General features: G+C 37.5%; 16 protein-coding genes. 5 read left to right on the plus strand and 11 right to left on the minus strand.

Annotated elements, in window-relative coordinates; all coding sequences use genetic code 11:
• Positions 1 to 94: 94 nt before the first annotated feature.
• Positions 95 to 781: a response regulator transcription factor gene (locus tag LRP83_RS10775; RefSeq protein ID WP_230496706.1), complete on the minus strand. Its 687-nt coding sequence runs from the start codon at positions 779 to 781 to the stop codon at positions 95 to 97.
• A 27-nt stretch (positions 782 to 808) separates the two neighbouring features.
• Positions 809 to 1981 carry a sensor histidine kinase gene (locus LRP83_RS10780; RefSeq protein WP_230496707.1) on the minus strand — a complete coding sequence of 391 codons (1173 nt, stop codon included), beginning with the start codon at positions 1979 to 1981 and terminating at the stop codon, positions 809 to 811.
• A gap of 214 nt (positions 1982 to 2195) precedes the next feature.
• Between LRP83_RS10780 and LRP83_RS10785 the strand changes: the two genes are divergently transcribed.
• Entirely contained in the window at positions 2196 to 2837 is a 642-nt protein-coding gene (locus LRP83_RS10785; protein ID WP_230496708.1) for a YigZ family protein, read from the plus strand.
• A 152-nt stretch (positions 2838 to 2989) separates the two neighbouring features.
• The gene (locus tag LRP83_RS10790; RefSeq protein ID WP_230496709.1) at positions 2990 to 4012 is read left to right on the plus strand and encodes an LCP family protein; all 1023 of its coding nucleotides are present in this window, start codon (positions 2990 to 2992) and stop codon (positions 4010 to 4012) included.
• A gap of 30 nt (positions 4013 to 4042) precedes the next feature.
• Here LRP83_RS10790 and LRP83_RS10795 read toward each other — a convergent pair whose 3' ends face one another.
• Together LRP83_RS10795 and LRP83_RS23225 are read right to left on the minus strand one after the other, a co-directional pair.
• Positions 4043 to 4312, minus strand: a complete 270-nt coding sequence (locus LRP83_RS10795) for a hypothetical protein (RefSeq protein ID WP_230496710.1) — start codon at positions 4310 to 4312, stop codon at positions 4043 to 4045.
• A 406-nt stretch (positions 4313 to 4718) separates the two neighbouring features.
• Entirely contained in the window at positions 4719 to 4847 is a 129-nt protein-coding gene (locus LRP83_RS23225; protein ID WP_290369536.1) for a hypothetical protein, read from the minus strand.
• Positions 4848 to 5034: 187 nt separating this feature from the next.
• On the opposite strand from LRP83_RS23225, the gene LRP83_RS10800 reads away from it, so the two are divergent.
• Positions 5035 to 5913: a helix-turn-helix domain-containing protein gene (locus LRP83_RS10800; protein WP_230496711.1), complete on the plus strand. Its 879-nt coding sequence runs from the start codon at positions 5035 to 5037 to the stop codon at positions 5911 to 5913.
• Positions 5914 to 5990: 77 nt separating this feature from the next.
• Here LRP83_RS10800 and LRP83_RS10805 read toward each other — a convergent pair whose 3' ends face one another.
• Positions 5991 to 7052, minus strand: a complete 1062-nt coding sequence (locus LRP83_RS10805) for a glycosyltransferase family 4 protein (RefSeq protein WP_230496712.1) — start codon at positions 7050 to 7052, stop codon at positions 5991 to 5993.
• A gap of 338 nt (positions 7053 to 7390) precedes the next feature.
• Here LRP83_RS10805 and LRP83_RS10810 point away from each other — a divergent pair, with 338 nt between their 5' ends.
• Together LRP83_RS10810 and LRP83_RS10815 are read left to right on the plus strand one after the other, a co-directional pair.
• Entirely contained in the window at positions 7391 to 7615 is a 225-nt protein-coding gene (locus LRP83_RS10810; protein WP_230496713.1) for a hypothetical protein, read from the plus strand.
• Positions 7616 to 7633: 18 nt separating this feature from the next.
• Positions 7634 to 9037 carry a SpoIID/LytB domain-containing protein gene (locus tag LRP83_RS10815; RefSeq protein ID WP_230496714.1) on the plus strand — a complete coding sequence of 468 codons (1404 nt, stop codon included), beginning with the start codon at positions 7634 to 7636 and terminating at the stop codon, positions 9035 to 9037.
• A gap of 803 nt (positions 9038 to 9840) precedes the next feature.
• Here LRP83_RS10815 and LRP83_RS10820 read toward each other — a convergent pair.
• The 6 genes from LRP83_RS10820 to LRP83_RS10845 all read right to left on the minus strand — a co-directional run bounded on the left by LRP83_RS10820 (position 9841) and on the right by LRP83_RS10845 (position 19176).
• Positions 9841 to 10593, minus strand: a complete 753-nt coding sequence (locus tag LRP83_RS10820) for an S-layer homology domain-containing protein (RefSeq protein WP_230496715.1) — start codon at positions 10591 to 10593, stop codon at positions 9841 to 9843.
• Between the two features lie 175 nt (positions 10594 to 10768).
• A complete protein-coding gene (gene murJ / locus LRP83_RS10825) occupies positions 10769 to 12277 on the minus strand; it encodes a murein biosynthesis integral membrane protein MurJ (protein WP_230496716.1) in 1509 nt (502 codons plus the stop codon).
• 79 nt (positions 12278 to 12356) lie between these two features.
• Positions 12357 to 13442, minus strand: coding sequence for a glycosyltransferase family 4 protein (locus LRP83_RS10830; RefSeq protein ID WP_230496717.1), 1086 nt, complete (start codon positions 13440 to 13442; stop codon positions 12357 to 12359).
• Positions 13443 to 13446: 4 nt separating this feature from the next.
• Positions 13447 to 14598 carry a polysaccharide pyruvyl transferase family protein gene (locus tag LRP83_RS10835; protein WP_230496718.1) on the minus strand — a complete coding sequence of 384 codons (1152 nt, stop codon included), beginning with the start codon at positions 14596 to 14598 and terminating at the stop codon, positions 13447 to 13449.
• Between the two features lie 108 nt (positions 14599 to 14706).
• Positions 14707 to 16305 (minus strand): N-acetylmuramoyl-L-alanine amidase, encoded by a 1599-nt coding sequence (locus LRP83_RS10840; protein ID WP_230496719.1) that lies wholly within the window; start codon positions 16303 to 16305, stop codon positions 14707 to 14709.
• Between the two features lie 108 nt (positions 16306 to 16413).
• Positions 16414 to 19176 (minus strand): S-layer homology domain-containing protein, encoded by a 2763-nt coding sequence (locus LRP83_RS10845; RefSeq protein ID WP_230496720.1) that lies wholly within the window; start codon positions 19174 to 19176, stop codon positions 16414 to 16416.
• Positions 19177 to 19257 lie beyond the last annotated feature (81 nt).

Raw genomic sequence — 19257 nt, forward strand, 5'->3', positions numbered from 1 at the left:
ATTGTTGTGATACCGCTAATTAATCATTTTTTATCTACTCTAGAAAAAAAGTCCAGTTCCCTTAATTCAGGAAACTGGACTTTTTTACTTAATCCTAATTTACGAAGACCCAACCATTCTTAATCGCTTCGACAACGGCTTGTGTTCTGTCATTCACATTCATTTTTTGAAGAATATTACTTACGTGATTTTTAACTGTTTTTTCACTAATAAATAATGCTTCACCGATACCTCGGTTACTTTTTCCATCAGCTAGCATTTGTAAGACTTCACATTCGCGACGAGTTAACAGATGAAGTGGACGGCGAACCTCAGCTTGTTGGAACTGTCCACCCTCCTGGTTATTATCATTGATTGCTAAACGACGGTATTCCTTTACCAAATTATGAGTAACCTTCGGATGTAAATAAGAGCCACCATCCGCAACAACTTTTACTGCATCAATGAGGGCATCAGCATCCATCTCTTTCAATAAGTAGCCTGTCGCGCCAGTTTTTAAGGCATGTGATACATAATTTTCGTCATCATGAATCGATAAAATAAGCACCTTCGAATCAGGGTAATGATTGATTAGTTCACGGGTTGCCTCAACACCATTTATTTTAGGCATATTAATATCCATAATGATTACATCCGGACGATACGTTTCGACTAGAGAAAGTGCCTCACTACCGTCATCCCCTTCAGCCACTACTTCAAAATTTGGCTCAAAATCCAAAATTCGTTTAACCCCTTCACGAAATAACTGATGATCATCGATAATTGCAATCTTTGTTGGCATTCTAAACTTCCTCCCTTTGCGCTTTCTCTATATCTTTAAAGCCGAATTCAATTGATTTTCATCTTCAACAGGTATTTCAATACGCACAGTTGTGCCTATTCCAACCTGTGAATCAATGGTAATTTCCCCATCTAATAGTTCTACACGTTCTTTCATTCCTATAATTCCAAAGGATTGAAATTTCACTCCGTTTAAATCAAATCCCTTACCATCGTCTTGCACGATGACAATCAGTCGATTCTTTCTTAAATCAACCGTCACTACTATTTCCTTCGCTTGAGCATGTTTCATTGCATTATGAACGGATTCTTGGATTAAACGAAAAAGTGAGACCTCGAACTTTGTGAGTAGCCTGCGGTCTTGTCCTAAGTTAATGAATGTTATTTTTGAACTATTATGATATTCTTCTGTTGTTTGTAAATATTTTTTCAATGTAGGTATAAGGCCTAAGTCATCTAGTGCCATCGGTCTCAAATCATATATGATTCTTCTTACCTCGTACAGAGCCGAACGAACCATTTTTTTGAAATTCTTCATTTCTTCAAAGCCTTCTTTAGCACTTCTTTCTCTAAAAATTCTTTCTATTAGATCGGAACGCATCATTACGTTGGCTAGCATTTGCGCTGGTCCATCATGAATTTCACGTGATAAACGCTTACGCTCCTCTTCTTGTGCCTCAATGATTTTTAACCCGAAATCCTGTTTTAACTGAGCATCCTCTAACGCCTTACCAATTTCCTTTAAATCACTAGCTAAATAGCTTTTTACTACAGAAACCTGCGGAATCAATTCCTCTGCTCGGTCAATGGTATCTCGAATACCAAGCAATCGCCTTTCTAACTCATCACTACGGTTCATAAGCTTTTTTTCCTGTTGCCTTTTCATCATGAGATTCATTTGAAGCTGATGGGCTTGCTCATAAGCATCGCGAACCTCCGCCTCACTAAATTGTTGAAAATGCAAGCTGACCTCAGATAATCGCCTCCTGGCTACTTGAAGCTGAGAATCAAGCTGATCTCCTTCATTCATCACCTTAATAACCATTTGATTCACTTCTTTTAAATCTTCGGTTATACTTTCTGATTCACTACGACATTTCTCACTTATTTGAAATATTTCATCTTTACTCGTTCCAATCGTCTCAATCATCTTATTTAATATTTGATCAAGCAATCTCGAATCGAACTTCTTTTTCGCCATATATGATCCCTCTTAGCCGCTTTCACATCTAAATATTTTTATTATTCACTTAAAATAAGATTACGATAGATCGTTGTCATTTCTGTCCGTCATGATATTTCCGGATTTCCATAAACTACCCACCATATAAGCGTAATTTCTACTATAATATAAATTATAACATGAATAGATATTTTACTACCGAAAGCTGATATCAAGAAAGGAGAGATTTTTCATGCTCCCACAATATTATACAGTAAAAGAATATGGTGAAAATGAAATCGTGATTGAACGTTCACGATTTATTTCCTATGTTAGTCGTGCCGAAAGTGAGGAAGAAGCACAAGCATTTATCCAAACTATTAAGAAAAAGCATTGGGATGCAACTCATAATTGCTCTGCCTATATCATCGGAGAAAACAACCACATTCAAAAAGCAAATGATGATGGTGAACCGAGCGGAACAGCTGGAGTACCCATTTTAGAAGTATTGAAAAAAAAGAATTTAAAAGATACAGTTGTTGTCATAACTCGCTACTTTGGTGGAATAAAATTAGGTGCAGGGGGTCTTATTCGCGCCTACGGAAAGGCTACTTCCGAAGGAATTAAAACAACCGGTATCGTTGAGCGCAAATTGATGCGAATTACCCACACAAAAGCCGATTATACTTGGCTAGGTAAAATTGAAAACGAATTGCGAAATTCCTTATATCAAATAAAGGAAATCCATTACTTAGATCAGGTAGAAATCGAATCCTATGTGGAAGAAAGCGACGTTCCAAATTTTATTGCTTGGATGACTGAACTTACGAATGGTCAAACTAAAATTACAAAAGGTGAAGTCCTCTATCTCGAGGAAGAGGTCTCAGATAGTTAATTTATATGGATTCAATCCAGGTGTTTAAACAATTTCTAGTGCATTCTCCAAAAAATTCAATTTACGAATGTCGAAAAACGTTGTAAAATGTAATTTGTCTAATAAACAATATCACAAAGGATATTTACCTTTTGGTAAAAGGAGAAAAATATATGTCTCTAGAAAGACGTTCACTAAAACTTCAAAAAAAGAAAAAGGGTCGTAAAAAATGGATTTACTGGATTGTGGCACCTCTACTAGTCCTTCTCTTTGCTGGAGGAGTCTATGCCACTTATTTATATAATAAAGCTGAAACGGCAATGGGAAATTCTTATAAACCAGTCGATCGGACTAGCTCTAAGCGGGAAAAGAAAGTGGATCCTGCATTTGATAATATTACTGTTCTATTCGCCGGTCTAGACGAAAGTAAAAAGCGTGGAGAGAAAGCTTTAAGAACAGATGCATTGATGCTTGCCACTTTTAATCAAAAGCAAAAATCAGTAAAGCTTCTGAGTATCCCTCGTGATAGTTACGTCTATATCCCGAGCAAAGGTCGTGAAGACAAAATTAATCATGCATATGGAAAAGGGGGCATTACTTCAACTATGGAAACAGTTGAAGAATTGCTTGATATCCCTGTTGATTATTATGTCAAAATGAACTTTGAAGCATTCATTGATGTTGTCGAAGCTCTTGGTGGTATTGACGTTGATGTGACAAAAGCAATTGATGAAATGGATTCACAGGATCGACATCACGCCATTCAACTTCAGCCAGGCTTTCAAACACTTAATGGTGAAGAAGCACTTGCTTATGCTAGAACAAGAAAAATTGACAGTGATATTGAACGTGGTAAACGTCAACAAGAAGTTATTAAATCGATTATTAACAAAGCTTCCTCAGCAAAATCCATAACGAAATATGGTAATGTGATTGAAGCCGTTGGTGAAAATATGGAAACCGATCTTTCATTTAATGAAATGAAATCGTTTATTGACTATGCAACTGCTGGAAATCAGTTAAATGTAGAATCCTTAACATTAGCTGGTTCTAATTCAAGAATTAGCGGTATTTACTACTACCAATTAGATCAAACCGCTTTAGAACAAGTAAAATCTACGTTAAAATCCCAGCTTGAATTTGGTAAGGTAGATATTAATACTACACCAACATTAAGCGAAAATTCAAATAGTTAAGAGCTGTTAAAGCTGGCCAATAGGTCAGCTTTATTTTATTGAAGAAATACTTTGAATTCCAATTATTTTTAAAAAGTCATAAAGCTTTTTCATTGTAATCGTTTTATATTCCTCCAAAATCTGCATCTTACTACAATAGGCAATCGTGAGCGGCTTTTTCTTCTTGAATTTTTCCACATAGGTATCAATGATAACATCACCTATATGGATCTTACCCTTAATAAATCGAAAGCAAAAAACAATTTTACATTCATTTTCGATAAAAGTCGGTAACACCTTCATTTCAATTTCATGTTCCATGCTAAGCCCACCTTAATAGTTATTTCGTATACTATAACAAAACCTAAATAAAGACGTTTTACCTACTTTGAGCTATTATTGTAAAAGAGAGGTCATTTTCCTATAAATTTTGTTGATTTTCTAATAAATTATAACTTTAGGAATATTGATGGGAAAATAAGAAAAGCGGAAGCGCCCGTTTAGCGGCGTATGGACTGGAGCTCTCCTGACTGAGATAAAGGATGCACGAATCGAGTTCTTTGCGATTCGATGTTGACTTATCGTAGGGAACGCGAGTGAAGTCCACTAGACGCTGGGTGCTGGAGCTGGACAACTTTCAAAGTCATTTTCAAAAAAAATCACTCCAATGTTTTGGAGTGACAAAAGGAGATTGTAAATTTCAAGAAAATGACTGAGAAAATCTGTTTTAATGGACTGAAGGTAGCTCTTGAATGGTGACTTCACCATTTGGTTCCTCTGCATGTCCCGTTTGTGCCATTAAACTAGAAGTGCTTAAAAGAGCAACAAGTGCAAATGCAAATAAGAATTTTTTCATATTGAATACCTCCAGTTTCATTTTCATATCTTAATCAATTTCTTAACCATATTAAACCATATTTGGAAACTAGTCTTATTCGTTAAAATCGCTGAATTTGTCCGCTTTTTCAGGATAAATCAATGATTTCCTTACAAAATCGATAATAAATATAATTATAGGAATATTTTGGGGGTGGGGATAACAAATGGATTTTTTAGCAATTGGCGAAAAGATAAAAGAGCTTCGAAAATTATTGGGATTAACTCAACTAGATTTAGCAAAAGGCATTTGTACCCAAGCGCAGATAAGTAAAATTGAAAAAGGAGATGTCTATCCATATGCCTCGACACTATATCAAATCTCTCAACGACTTGGTGTAGATGTTAATTACTTTTTCGATATTGGTTCAACTCCTAGATTAGAATATGTTCTGGAGGTTAGTCACCAATTGAAGTTAGCACGACGTAATGTAAATTATGAAGAAATGAGACAGATCGTTGAAAACGAAGAACACAACCCTTTGTTTATTCAAAATCGAAAAAATCTTCAGCTTCTTTTATGGCATAAAGGTATATATGAATACCATTTAAATGGTGAAGTTGACCTTGCATTCAAGTACCTTGATGAAGCGATTTCATTAACTCATAATAAACATTGGTCGGAACGAGAAATAGAAATTCACATCAGTAGAGGGATCATCTTTTTTGAGGTTGGGAAATTAAATGAAGCTCTCAACATATACACCCCGGCAAAGGAGTATTTAGACTTCCTTCCCCACTTACATGATCAAACGCTTCTAAGCAGGCTCTATTACAATATCGCCAGGACATTTACACGTCTCGGGGATACAGAAAGCTCCATTACAATCTGTAAGGACGCTATTAAGAGGTGTATTGAAAAGGATAATCTTTATTTACTCGGAGAACTCCATTACCATATTGGCTATAACTATGAATTGAGTAATCAACACTCTTTAGCTAAAAAATACATGGAAAAGGCACTAGTTGTCTTTGACCTGCAAGATGATGAGAAATATTTTGATTTTATTGAGGGAAAGATAAGAAACCTTGCATGTGAGGTTTAGTTTTAGGAATAAGTGGATTATTGATTCAATCAAAAAAGGGTTCCTGGATCAATTTCTCCAGAAACCCTTTTATTTATTTAGCGATCCTTAACTGTTGAATAACGAATCTCTCTGTAAAGCTTTAGAAGAGGCCTATGGTTATGACCCATCAATCCGATTTTCTCAGCAAATACTTCAATCATTAACAGCAACACTGCAACTACAACGAACGATCCCCAAACTTTTGCCTGCGAGAAAATAACAGCAGTTAAACCGAAGAACGCGGCCATCGCATAGATGATTAACACCGTTTGACGATGCGTATAACCTAAACGTAACAAGCAGTGATGTAAATGTGATTTATCTGGAGCCGATAAAGGCTTCTTGTTAACGATTCTTCGTATAATGGCGAAGAATGTATCAGAAATCGGCACCCCGAGGATAATAACAGGTACAACAAACGAAATCAGCGCTACATTTTTGAATCCGAGTAACGAAAGGACCGAAATGATGTAACCTAAGAATAACGCACCTGTATCGCCCATAAAGATTTTCGCTGGATGGAAGTTGTATACTAAAAACCCTAATGTAGAGGCTAACACAATAGAAGCCACAGCTACTACGAAGCCATCTCCCATGATAATAGCCATACCAGCAATCGTAATTAAGGCAATTGAGGATACTCCTGCAGCTAAACCATCTAATCCATCAATTAGGTTAATGGCATTGGTGACCCCTACAATCCAAATGACTGTTAGCGGGATACTTAAATATCCAAATTCAACGACACCACCGAATGGCAGGTTGATAAATTCAACTTGGATACCGCCGTACATGACAACAATTAATGCAGCAGCGATTTGCGCAATAAATTTTATCTTAGCCGATAATTCAATCATATCATCCAAAATACCTGTGATGACAATGATGATACTTCCAAGCACAATCGGAATGGCGTATGTGCTTTCAGGTCTCAAAATTAACAGACCAATAATAAAACTAAGATATATCGCTAAACCACCAAGTCGTGGCATGATTTTTTGATGGACTTTACGTTGATTCGGTTTGTCCGTTGCACCAATTTTGAATGCAAGTTTTTTAACCATCGGAGTGATCAATATTGATGCTACTAAGCAAATAACCAAGGTCAAATAGAACATGAAGACCCTCCTTAAATTTATCATACCCAAAAAAGTTTTTAAAAACACAAATTTATTCATTTCATTTTATAAAATCATACAATATACGACAAGTTAATCCAATAGCAAACTTACAATTAATCTAGTATAAAGGTCTTATTTTACATGCCAAATCGAATTATATCATAGACTTCAATAGTTGGGAATAGATTTCCCATTTAACAATTTGCGATATTTTTCGACTTATCCCCCTACTATTCTACTAATTTTTTAGTATTTTAAATATGTAAACTGACATTCTCACAAACTCTGCTATAATAAATGTACGAAATAATAATAGAAAAATTGGGGGTAATATAGTGAAAAGACACATGAAAAAAAAGGCAATTCCTGTCTTTTTGACATGCATATTATTGATTAGTATTAGTTCAACTGCATTGGCAAGCTCAGAAACAGTGATTGCGAGTGTGGATTGGGTTATGACAAAAATAAATCCTTTAAATTCCAAAGTAACTAATCTGGAGAAAAAAGTTGCTGAATTAGAGAATCAAGTCGAGCAGCTTAAACTACAAATAAATAAATAAATAAATAAATAAGGGAGGATGTTTAAGATTAAAAAACAAATAATCCTGTCAATTCTGCTCATTTTCTCTTTGTTATTATCTACAACAAATGGGTTAGCTTCTGGAGGGGATATTCCCTCGGAACCAATTAAATATAAGACGGAAGTAAAAGTGAAATTGTTACCCTCAGGGACAAGCTTTATGGCTACATTAAAGGGCAGCTACGAAATCATCAATTTAGATGATTTTTCACTCGTACCGTATATGACTTCGGTTAAATTTTCGATTGTTAGCGGCAAGGTATCCATAGCAGTTGTCGATGGAGAAACAGTAACCTCAACTAAAGGATTTTCTATTAATGAGTTTAGTGAAAATGAAACAAACGAGGTTGAAATATCAAAAATCTTAACAGCAAATGGTGTCGCTAATGCTCGCTATCGTGGTTCGTTTGAGATTTTACCTGCTCAAACAGTCCCATTATTGATAAACCGCTTAGGGATGGAAAATTACTTAAGAGGGGTTGTCCCAAGTGAAATGCCCGCTAGCTGGCCAATGGAGGCTTTAAAAGCTCAAGCAATTGCCGCTAGAAGCTATGCGTATACACAAACACAAAATGCTAAACCAGGTTCATACCTTGAAATGACTGTTACTAGTCAAGTTTACGGCGGAATATCAAAAGAAACAGCACGTAGCAATCTTGCAGTTAAAGATACAGCTGACATGTATGCGACACATAATAATATTTCCATTCAAGCCTATTTCCATTCTAGTTCAGGCGGTCATACTGAAAATAGTGAAAATGTCTGGACAAGCAAAGTTCCTTATATAAGAGCAGTTATTGATCCGTACGATAAACATCCAAAAAATTCTCACTATGGCTGGGAAACCACTGGACAAGCCACAACCATCTCCCAAAAATTAAAGCTAACAAGCAATCAAATTTTAACGGGAATTAAAATCATTGAGCGTGGACCTAGTAACTCAGCCAAGCAAGTCAGCGCTTCTGTTTATGATAAAACAACGAAGACTAGCTCCAATATTAATGTCGTGGCAAATTTAATCTCCTCACCGGACAGTCTACGGTCTTTTTTCGGAACTTCACTAAAAAGCATCAAGTTTAATATTTACTCCGATTCTGAAGTGAAAATCAAAATGGCTGATGGTAGCGAAAAAAAGTCGACTACATTAATGGGCTACAAACTTCAAGAGGCTAACGGTTCTACTTCGTATATAGAGGATCTTAATCTTCCTGTTAAAACGATTTCAGAGTCTGTTACCGTCAAAACAAGACCAGATACCTACCGTTTTAAAGGTGATGGTTGGGGCCATATGCTCGGTATGAGTCAATGGGGAGCCTACGGAATGGCTGAAGCAGGTTTCACATATGATCAAATCATAAAGCACTACTATACGGGTGTTGAGATTAAAAAATTGCAAAACTAAATTAGAACTAGATGGTGCCATTCAGCTATTTTGGAAGGCACCTTTTTTTATGTGCTTGCGTTACTGTTTTTGCCGTATTATAGCTGTTTTTGGATAAGAGAATTTTCTTCTTGCTTGCGCATTTACACCCTTTCGGATGGGATTTGGGTACGTGAGAAATTCTTGCGTGCACGTTTACCTCATTTTGTGAGTGATTCGGGTACGCGAGAACTCCTTGCGTGCGCACTTACTCCCTTTTGGATTGGTTTCGCGTTCGTGAGAACTCCTTGCGTACGCACTTACTCCCTTTCGGACTGGTTTCGCGTTCGCGAGAACTCCTTGCGTGCGCACTTACTCCCTTTTGGGCTGGTTTCGCGTTCGCGAGAACTCTTTGCGTGCACGTTTTACTCCTTTTGGGCGAGGTTCGCGTTCGCGAGAACTCCTTGCGTGCGCATTTACTCCCTTTTGGACTGGTTTCGCGTTCGCGAGAACTCCTTGCGTGCGCTCATACTCCCTTTTGGACTGGTTTCGCGTTCGCGAGTACTTCTTGCGTACATGTTTACTCCCATTTTGTCAGGATTCGTGTACGCGAAAACCTTTTTAAAACACCTTTTATATTTATATCAACAATATTAACTAACTGGTCATAAAAAGGTGCTTGGGGGCTTCAATTCCTTAAACAACCCAATTAGAGCTTGTATAGCAAGCGCAAACCATCTTTGAGCCTCACTTCTTGAGTTACCGTTAATAAAAACTTACTTATGTATTTCCCCCCAAATTCTACCCATAATAAAAAGAAAAACTAATCCGCTTTTGCGGATTAGCTATTTTTGTAATGCACGATATAAAAAAACGGAGAATTGTGAGCGTTTGGTTGGTTCCGATGGCATGAATTGTCCATTGCTTCCCATGGCAATCCCATTTTGCGATACGGCTTGAATGGCTGCATATCCATCGTTTTTAGTCGATACATCACTATACCCCTCGTAAGTTGCTGATGTAGTTTTCAATTGGAACGCTCTTTGAAGAACCACTGCCATATGCTTACGAGTCATTGGGGCATTTGGCATAAACTTCCCATTACTCCCTTTAAAATACCCCTTCTCAGTAACGGTCATAATCGCTTTCCGTGTTGCCATATCATCCTTCACATCAGAAAATTGAGAAGGAGCATCACTTAACGGTATCCTTAATGCTTTGACGAGCATGGCAGCCGCCTGCGCGCGGGTTACTGAATTTTCAGGTCTAAACAGCTCTACCTCTTTATATCCAGAAATAAGGTTACGATTATATAAAGTCATAATTTCTTTAAAAGCCCAATAGTTTGCTGTTACATCTTTAAACACGATAGTAGGAGGTACTGCCTCTCCACCTAGTAATGAATTGATTTCCTTTTCTAATTCCTCAGTTCTTGATTCTAAGCTATTTACCTTGGTTGAAACCTTTTGTACCTCAGCTTCTGTCCAATCAACCCCTGCAGCTTCAGTCACAATATTTGCTTCCACTTCCTGCTTCGAACAAGCCGTCGACGTAATCGCTAATAAAGCTACAATCAGCAACAAGAATCTCTTTTTCATCTGAATTTTATCCCCCATAACACTTTCTATTATCTATATACTCTATAAAATGGTACCACAAGACTTTTGTCGAAAAAAGAACTAAAAGCCCTATTTTTAGAAAAACGGAAGCGCCTGGATCAACCCCGACAAGCATAAGGCACTGCAGCTAGACAAGATAATGAAAGGTGAATTTTTATGATACTCCTTTTTTACGAAGAATCAGATTTAACTCTGAAAATCGAAGGACTTTTAATCCACCTAAAAGTATGACAATAAAAATGATTCCACCGATTAGGATATCTCCCCATGTCCACCCCGTTTTAATATAAGTAGACGATAGATATAAAATCATGATTAATGCCCCATAAAGGCCAACGGATTTTATTTTGTCCAGTAAACTACTCTTCATTGATAATTTTAACATATATTTTGCTAGAACCATTAACAGGATTAAATTAACAATCGAACTAATCGAGGTCCCCCACGCTATTGCTCTAGCTCCATATTGGTCGAGCATCAGCATCGTAAAGATGATATTAACTCCAAATACACAGAACAAGCTAATTAGCACAGTCAGATATGATTTTTCCATTGCATAAAAGAATCGAGAAATATACACGTTTCCTGCCATCGCAAACATTGATAACGAAAAGATTTGTAATAGCGGGTAAGTCATTTTGGTCGAATCAGCCTGGAAGTTTCCATATTCAAAAATAATCGCTATTAACTCCTTCGAATAGAAAAACACAAAAATGGTAACAGGTAATAATAATAACCCCAGTAACCCCATACCCTTTTGATAAAGCTCAGACACACTTTCATTTTCCTTCGCACCGACCTTTTTAGCTAAAAGCGGGTAAATAACTGTCGTCACAGCAGTCATGAGCACCGCTTGAGGAAATTGTGTTAGCTTTGATGCGTAATTAAGGGCTGCGATATAGCCATCCGATAAGTGGGACGCAAAAGCTCTTTGAATAAAAAAGTAAAATTGTAGGGATGCACCACCAAGCATAATTGGTAAAGCTATCAACCATAATCTCTTTAATTCTGGTGTATGTGTGAAGCGAAAAGTGAAATGACGAATGAAGTCTTTCTTTAAGCCTATCAGAAGCATGACAACCATTATGACAGCACCTAGAACCGCTCCAAGTCCATAAGAATCAACGTACATCAATGGGGTAAATATAACAGCAATTAATAGGAAGGCAAGGTTATACACAAATGTGGAAAAGGTAGATAACTGAAATTTTTGATGTACATTTAAAATGCCACTTAACCACATTGACCAAATTAAAAAGAACGTAGAGGGTGCCATCCACAGAAACAATTTTCTCGTGACTTCTAGTTCTTCTCCTTCTAGACCACGGAAGGAAACCTTTAAGATTGGTTCTGCGAAAACTAATAAGAGGGCCGTTACTAATCCAACGATGACCGTAATATATGTAAAGGTAGAGGAGAGAAAATCCTGCTTCTCCTTACCTTCAGATAATTTACTATAAACAGAAATAAATGCAGTTGTTATAGCTCCACCAACAACGATATACAAAAAGTTAGGAATGGTATAAGCAGTAATAATACTATCTGCAAATAAAGATGTTCCATATTGATAGCCAATCACCATTTCTCTAGCAAACCCGATTAGTCGCGCCAAAATATTAATGACAGCTACTGCGCCAATGATTTTCAACATTTTTCCCTTCATATTGTTTCATCCTCTATCATAAAAATATTAGCCAAAGAAAATGACTGACTATGAAAAAAGAGCTGACAACGTCAACTCCTTATTTTGAAAGCTGATTATAGATTGTTTCAAGCTTTGAAATCATCTTCTTTTCATCATTCTCCGCTGCTTTCTGCTCGCCTTTTTGAATCAATTGTTTTTTTAATTCTGAATTTCCTAATACTTCTAGAATAGCTTCAGCTAACGGTAAAACTTGTTTAGCTGGAACCAATAACCCGCTTCCATCCTTGAGCAAATAATGAAGCCCACCCACGTCCGCCCCAATAACTGGAGTATGACAGGACATCGCCTCAACCGCTACAAGTCCAAATCCCTCTAAATGGGAAGGAAGAACGAACACCTCAGCCGCTGACATCCACTTCGCTAACTCGGCTTGTGGCAGGGGCTCAATAAAATGAACCCCATCCCCCATAAGCTGATGTAATTCTTCACGGTAAGCGTGATTACGGCTCGCACCGATTAAGTATAACTCAGCCTGTGGACGCTTAGTCTTGACCAGCTTAAAAGCCTCAACAAGTTCAGTTAGTCCTTTTTCCCGAATAATATTGCCTACAAACAAAACAGGCTCCACCCCGTCAGAAATTTGAAGCTCGTGGCGAATTTCCTTTTTCGAGTAAGGTCTAAAAACGTCACGGTTCACACCCATATTAATAATTGAAAGCTTATTAGCATTAACTTTATAGTCGTTGCTAATCTCCTCGTAGAGTGCCTCACCTACAGTAACCACATGGCTTGCTTCTTTAAGAATAGATTCAGTCAATTGGCGGATTTTTGGACTTTTCTTCGCCATTCGGTCGATATCCCCACCATGCGCTGTCACAATAAATGGTTTCCCTAATAGTTTTTTATAAAGTAGCGCAAGCAAACCGGATGGAAACACATAATGGGCATGAATGACATCATATTTTCGACCGCGAGTAAGTATGTTCATTTTCGTTTCTAAAATCCAACGAAGATATTTACTAATGACATTTTTCTTACCAGTGAGGGGATTTTTAATGCCAATAACATCCACTTCATTCCCGGTCGCTCGCAGTGCTTCTACCTGATTTTTGACGAAAATCCCAAATGTTTTATGAGTTTCTGTCGGATACATATTACTTATTACGAGAATCTTTTTAGCCATTATTTTAACCCTTCTTCGGAGGTAGCATCGAAAATTGCTTTAATCCTTTAGCTGCCTTCTCTTTTAGTACGCCTGAAATTCGGTTTGCCTCCAGTTGAACATGTTCCCAGCTGTCATCCATTTTTTCAACGATATTTAAAAAATGCGTACTAGATTCGGAGAGATCTGACATCGATACACACTGATCTGATTTTCCCACCATTTGCATAAAATGGGCAACCTTATGATGGTAACCGACCCCAATAACAGGAGTTTCCGCATCTAGTGAAAGTATAATTGAATGCAATCTTGTCCCAATGATTACATCCATTTCCCCACAAACATCGATCAACTGGGCTGGGGATAAATGCTCTTCATTTACGACAACACCTTGCTTATTTTTCATCGCTTCATAAATATCCTTTGTCACCCAAACATCCTGTGGATATTTTGTGGAGAAAAAGGTAATTTGGACATTTTTTTCCGCAACCAGCTCATCTAAATTTTTGGCCATCCCCTGTACATATGCCTGATATTTTTCTTCATCTGCCTCTGGCCAGTATTTAATATTATAATATGGCACAGCAGTTACACCGATTTTTTGAATTTTTGTAGATAGCTTATGTTTTTTCGCTGTCGTTAGCGTGAAGGCTGGATCACCAATAATTTCTATTGGCTTAGTTACACCCACAGATTTAAGAAGTGCTTGAGACTCAGGATCACGCACAGAAATGGAATCCGCTACAGATGCTAACCTTTTTATAAAAAACTTCCCTACTGAGGAGGTTAACGGACCAGCCCCACAGCCGTATACAACAACCTTGGCACCGCCCATTTTCCCTAAAATTCCGTATGTACCATATAGTGGTGCTTCCCGTTTGTAAAGGTCCATTAAAATACCGCCACCGCCGATGATGACAACATCGAGTTTGTTCACAATCTTTCGGCTTTGTTTAACTGTTTCTGCAAACGTCTTGACGATAGAACCTTTTTTATAATAAAGAGGGTACGCGTCTACCCCGTAGCGCTCTTTCGTTTGTTCAGGGTTATTACTGAATACGGTAATATCCTTTGTTGTCACATCAAAATGTGATGTAAGCTGAGTGATGATCCCTAGAAGAATAGCTTCATCCCCATTATTGTTGTTTCCATAGTTACCTACAATTCCTATTCTCATTAACAAACTTCCTTTGCTATCGATTAGTAGAATTTTCGCCTTGGTAATTATATCATATCCTGCCAATGAAAAAACAATTAAAAAGAGAGAGAAGGAATCCCCTCTCTCTTACTTTAAGTAATAGTTTCGAATACCCTGATAAATAGCTTCAGCGAAAATATTTTGAAATTCATCCGAAACTAACTTTTCACGATCCTCTTTATTTGGTAGAAAGCCCATTTCTAGTAGCACGGCTGGAATTTGGTTATTTTTAATTACAAAAAACCCACTGTCCTTAATGCCGCGGTTATACATGTTTGCGCGCTCGACCATTTCCTTTTGAATTTCAAATGCAAGCAGTTTACTTTCTGCGCCATTCATATTGTTTGATGTATTAAAATACGTCTCTGTCCCATTTGCTGTCGTATTATCTTTCACAGAATTCACATGAATACTGACAAAAAGCTCGGCGAAAACATCCTCAGCCATTTTTACCCGCTCATCTAATTCAAGGAAAGTATCCGTTTCGCGAGTCATAATGACCTTTGCACCTGCTGAACGAAGTCGTTCAGCTACTTTTTTTCCTACACTTAATACGATATCCTTTTCTTTATAACTATCATAATTTGTACCAGGATCTTTTAACCCATGTCCAGGATCTAACACAATAATTCGATTCTTTAATGGATAATTAGGATCTGGTGAATAAAGTTTCAAATATGATTTATGAACAAATCCTGATATTCCGTTATAGGTAACTTTAGCCCAAAAACCGTTAATATCAAGGATATTGACCATCGTTCCAGGCGTTAGCTTACCAAGAATCGTCGATGAAGCCGATTCAGACGCCCGAATATTCAATGCTGTCTTCGAGATGACTTTTCCTTTAGTCGTAACCGGTCCTGTCACTTTCAAACGATACCCCGGCTCAATCGCTCTTGATAAAAAGGCAGAAAATTGCGCTCTAGATATTAAATCCTCTGGTAAAAAGCGGTAATTACTACCATTCGACATGCCATTGTAATGCATCTTTTCAATGTAATCATATGCCCAATACTTCGAACCTACATCGTGAAACACTGGCGTGGAAGGTGTATAGCCATTGTAATCAAAGTGATAGGCCTCAACAATCACCTTCGCCATTTGCGAACGTTTCAGCGTGTCATTTGGCCCAAATCTGCCATCGTCATAACCTTTAAAAATATGAAGCTCGTATGCTCTTTGTATATATCCTGCTGCCCAATTGGTAACTGGAACATCTGTAAAAGTTTGATTGGTGACATTAGCTTGCTTTTCTCCAATCGCTTCAATAATCATTTTAGCCGCTTGAGCTCTTGTTACCTTTTGATCTGGATGAAAGGAAAAGGTTTTATCAGCGTTTTCATATCCGCTAATAACTTTAAGTTCATATAAATGCAGTATATTTGAAAAAGCCCAGTAATCAGGAGTCACATCAGAAAAGGGATTGATTACAGTAGCTATACTTTGAACTATTGGATCTATATTATTATCTGGTTTTTCTTCTTCGCAAAACTCTTCTTCAGAAGAGTTTTGGGTTTCTGGACAAACGCCTGGTTTTTCTTCTTCTCCTACCGTTACCGAATCGGTTTGAGGTTTTGACGGTTCTATTGTCGTGTTTTCTTCTGCTTTTGCCCAAATTTCGGTCATAGGAGAAAAGATAAGTAGGCAACATACTACAGTAATTAAAAAACGAATTTTCCTCAACATATCCTCCTCCTTCTACAACTGCATATTACGTATCAAATGCACTTGCCTCATAAAATATTTCGTTTGTAGATTCCATCTCAGTATATTGAGGTGGAATCTACAGTAAGTTTACTGACCCTTTTTAATAATAATTCGATATAAAAAAGCGCTGTATTGAACCCTTGTAACGGTTCCTCCCGGTTTAAACGTTCCATCTGGGTAGCCCGTTGTAATCCCATTAGCTGCTAATGCTTGAATTTGCTTTGATGCCCAATGTTTTGTTGAAACATCAACAAATCCCTTTTCATATACTCCTGTTAAGGAATAGGCAGAGGATAGGATGGCGGCCATTTGAGCTCTAGTAAGATTTCCTTCAGGGTCAAATATTCCATTTCCTTTTCCACTCATATAACCACTACCTACAACAGCCGCAATTTGCGCATAATAAGGATGCGTTTTTGGAACATCTGTAAAAGAGATATCCTTTACATTTGTTGTATCTAACTTAAAGGCTCTAGCTAATAACACGGCTGCATGAGCACGTGAAAGCTTATTTTCTGGTTGGAAAGATCCGTTTGGATAACCGTTAATAATGTCTCTTGAAGCTAAATATTCAATTTCTGTTTTTGCCCAGAATTTACTCGTTACATCGTTAAACATGTCTTCCTTGTAATCATCTAGATAGACAGCTTGAAGCTTATCTAGGTAAATCGCCCCTTTACCCTGCTTTTCAGCTAATGCTTCTGCAAGATAAATTTGTTGAATGGAAAGTGGGGCAACTGCTGTAGCTGGCACTTGTGCCTCAACATATTTCCAACCAACCCAATTTAATTTTCCTTCTTCGGTAAAATTCAGTGTATGTGCAGTTCCTGCACCATCTAAAATTTTCCCACGAAGCCAATGATTTTTGCCATCTCCAAATACCCATACCCCTAGCTTAACTGGAGGTCCATCCAACGGCATATTCATTTTTGCATTTACATAAGCCGCAGCAATACCACTTTCACCAGTCGAAAAATCATATTCTAGTTTTAATGATGAATTTCCATTCTTCACTGGTTCGGGACTTTGAACAGGTAATATGGTTGCACTCGCCCGTGCTGTCGATACTGTCCAATTTGTTGAATCTTCAAAGTCATCGATGATTACAGGTTCGGCATTTACGGTTACTGTCGCCGTTACTTTCGAGTTACCGTACTTAGCTGTAACGATTCCAGTACCTTTTTTGGTTGTAGTTAAAGTACCATCCTTCGTAAGGGTGCCGATATCTCCAGATAGAGACCATTCCACTAAACTATTGTTAAAAATTAATGGTTGTCCATTTTCATCTAAAGCGGTAGACGTAAATTTATGGGTTTGTCCTAGTTGCATGACTAGATTATCCTTATTCAGTTTAAAAGCATGAATCGAATCCACAACAGATAAGGAGATTTCTTGCTTGGCGTTTCCGTATTGAACAACCATTTTGCCATCACCTTTAGTTGTACCTGTTACCTTCGTTCCTGTTGCTGTAGCAATTCCAGAAGGAATCGAAATTTTCACGTCTGCAGGATTTACTACTAAACTATTAAAATATTGATCTAGTACATAATCTACTCCGATATCAAGGGTAGAACCTACTAAAAGCTTTCCTTGCTGCTTTTTGTTAGCCTTCAATTGTGTTGGCTCTCCAAGTGGTGATGTACTAACAGCTTGTAGAATAGTTGAGACTGCTCGCTCGTTTCCATCTGACGGACTATTCATTAAAGTCACTTGATTTTTGCCATAAAGTCTAGAGGATAACGTCGTTGATCCACCACCATCTAGGTTGATTGCTCTATCTGCACCAAGCTCCACAAGATATTGAGCAAACTGTTTTAAATTCATCCCTGAACTAAATCCTGGTTGGCGTCCATCAACCGTAACAAAGAAAACCCGATTTTTTGATTGGTCAATCGCTACTGCGCTTCGTGCCGTTATTTCCCTCGCACGTGAGCTATTTTCATCAATCGTCATAAATACTTTGCTATCTTTAACTAGCATTGGTCCACTTGCTAACATAAATTGGGCATTCATCCATTTAGAATCAATTGATAAATTGAAAGATACTTTTTCTCCAATCACCAATCCTTGAAGTCGATCATTCCAAACTTTTCCCTTATAAGAAACAACAAATCCGTTAACTGGAATTTTTGTTTTTGTTTTATCACCGTACCGTCTAATTTGTTGTATGGTTCCTGTTAACTGATCGCCAAATTTAAGCGGCTCATTCAGTTTGTCTTGTTCTGTAACGACTATCAATTCCGAACCCGTTTCATTTGTATTTGTGTATCCATCTTCGTGTGAAGGTGTATAAATGATTAACTCATCGTTATTTCGAACGCGGTTTATCCCAGAAATGGGGAAGTTTTCATTTCTAAACTGAATTCGATTATTCAACGTGTAAGAATCAATTTCACTTTTACCATCAGCTGTTACACCAAATGCTATTGGTTCACTTACATACTTATCCGAACCTGCCGATATAATCCCCGAATTATAAAGGGCATTATCTTTAGCAATTAAATACATTGGCATGCGGCTTTCAAAAAAGGAGCCATTCATCGCCCCAACCACACGGTTTCCATCTGTTCTAGATAAGTTGGCACGTGCAGTAGTGGTCATTAATTTGTTTAACGGACTTGGAATACCAACTTCTACTTTCGTATAAGGGTCCGCTAAATTTATATCCAATATATTCATAGATTGATTGCTGCTAGTTTGATATGTAGTTTTTCCATAAACCACACCAGATGAAACTTGATATTGCTCTTTAATTGTTCCTGGATAGGAGTTTGCTGCTTTCATTTCCTTACCAGGAATTAAACTGAATAGTAATGCAGTCGTGATTGCTACCTTGAAAAACCTTTTCAATCTTAATCCCCCTTACAAACCATTAATTGCTAATTTTTTGGTAAATCTATTACTCTCTAACCCATCTTAGCAAAAAATGTC

The organism is Pseudoneobacillus rhizosphaerae (assembly GCF_917563885.1).
Taxonomy (GTDB): Bacteria; Bacillota; Bacilli; order Bacillales; family Cytobacillaceae; genus Pseudoneobacillus; species Pseudoneobacillus rhizosphaerae.

Excerpts from the sequence above, each read along its gene's own strand:
- LRP83_RS10775 (WP_230496706.1), bottom strand. The coding sequence starts at position 781 with ATGCCAACAAAGATTGCAATTATCGATGATCATCAGTTATTTCGTGAA.
- LRP83_RS10780 (WP_230496707.1), bottom strand. The coding sequence starts at position 1,981 with ATGGCGAAAAAGAAGTTCGATTCGAGATTGCTTGATCAAATATTAAAT.
- LRP83_RS10785 (WP_230496708.1), top strand. The coding sequence starts at position 2,196 with ATGCTCCCACAATATTATACAGTAAAAGAATATGGTGAAAATGAAATC.
- LRP83_RS10790 (WP_230496709.1), top strand. The coding sequence starts at position 2,990 with ATGTCTCTAGAAAGACGTTCACTAAAACTTCAAAAAAAGAAAAAGGGT.
- LRP83_RS10795 (WP_230496710.1), bottom strand. The coding sequence starts at position 4,312 with ATGGAACATGAAATTGAAATGAAGGTGTTACCGACTTTTATCGAAAAT.
- LRP83_RS23225 (WP_290369536.1), bottom strand. The coding sequence starts at position 4,847 with ATGAAAAAATTCTTATTTGCATTTGCACTTGTTGCTCTTTTAAGCACT.
- LRP83_RS10800 (WP_230496711.1), top strand. The coding sequence starts at position 5,035 with ATGGATTTTTTAGCAATTGGCGAAAAGATAAAAGAGCTTCGAAAATTA.
- LRP83_RS10805 (WP_230496712.1), bottom strand. The coding sequence starts at position 7,052 with ATGTTCTATTTGACCTTGGTTATTTGCTTAGTAGCATCAATATTGATC.
- LRP83_RS10815 (WP_230496714.1), top strand. The coding sequence starts at position 7,634 with ATGTTTAAGATTAAAAAACAAATAATCCTGTCAATTCTGCTCATTTTC.
- LRP83_RS10820 (WP_230496715.1), bottom strand. The coding sequence starts at position 10,593 with ATGAAAAAGAGATTCTTGTTGCTGATTGTAGCTTTATTAGCGATTACG.
- murJ (WP_230496716.1), bottom strand. The coding sequence starts at position 12,277 with ATGAAGGGAAAAATGTTGAAAATCATTGGCGCAGTAGCTGTCATTAAT.
- LRP83_RS10830 (WP_230496717.1), bottom strand. The coding sequence starts at position 13,442 with ATGGCTAAAAAGATTCTCGTAATAAGTAATATGTATCCGACAGAAACT.
- LRP83_RS10835 (WP_230496718.1), bottom strand. The coding sequence starts at position 14,598 with ATGAGAATAGGAATTGTAGGTAACTATGGAAACAACAATAATGGGGAT.
- LRP83_RS10840 (WP_230496719.1), bottom strand. The coding sequence starts at position 16,305 with ATGTTGAGGAAAATTCGTTTTTTAATTACTGTAGTATGTTGCCTACTT.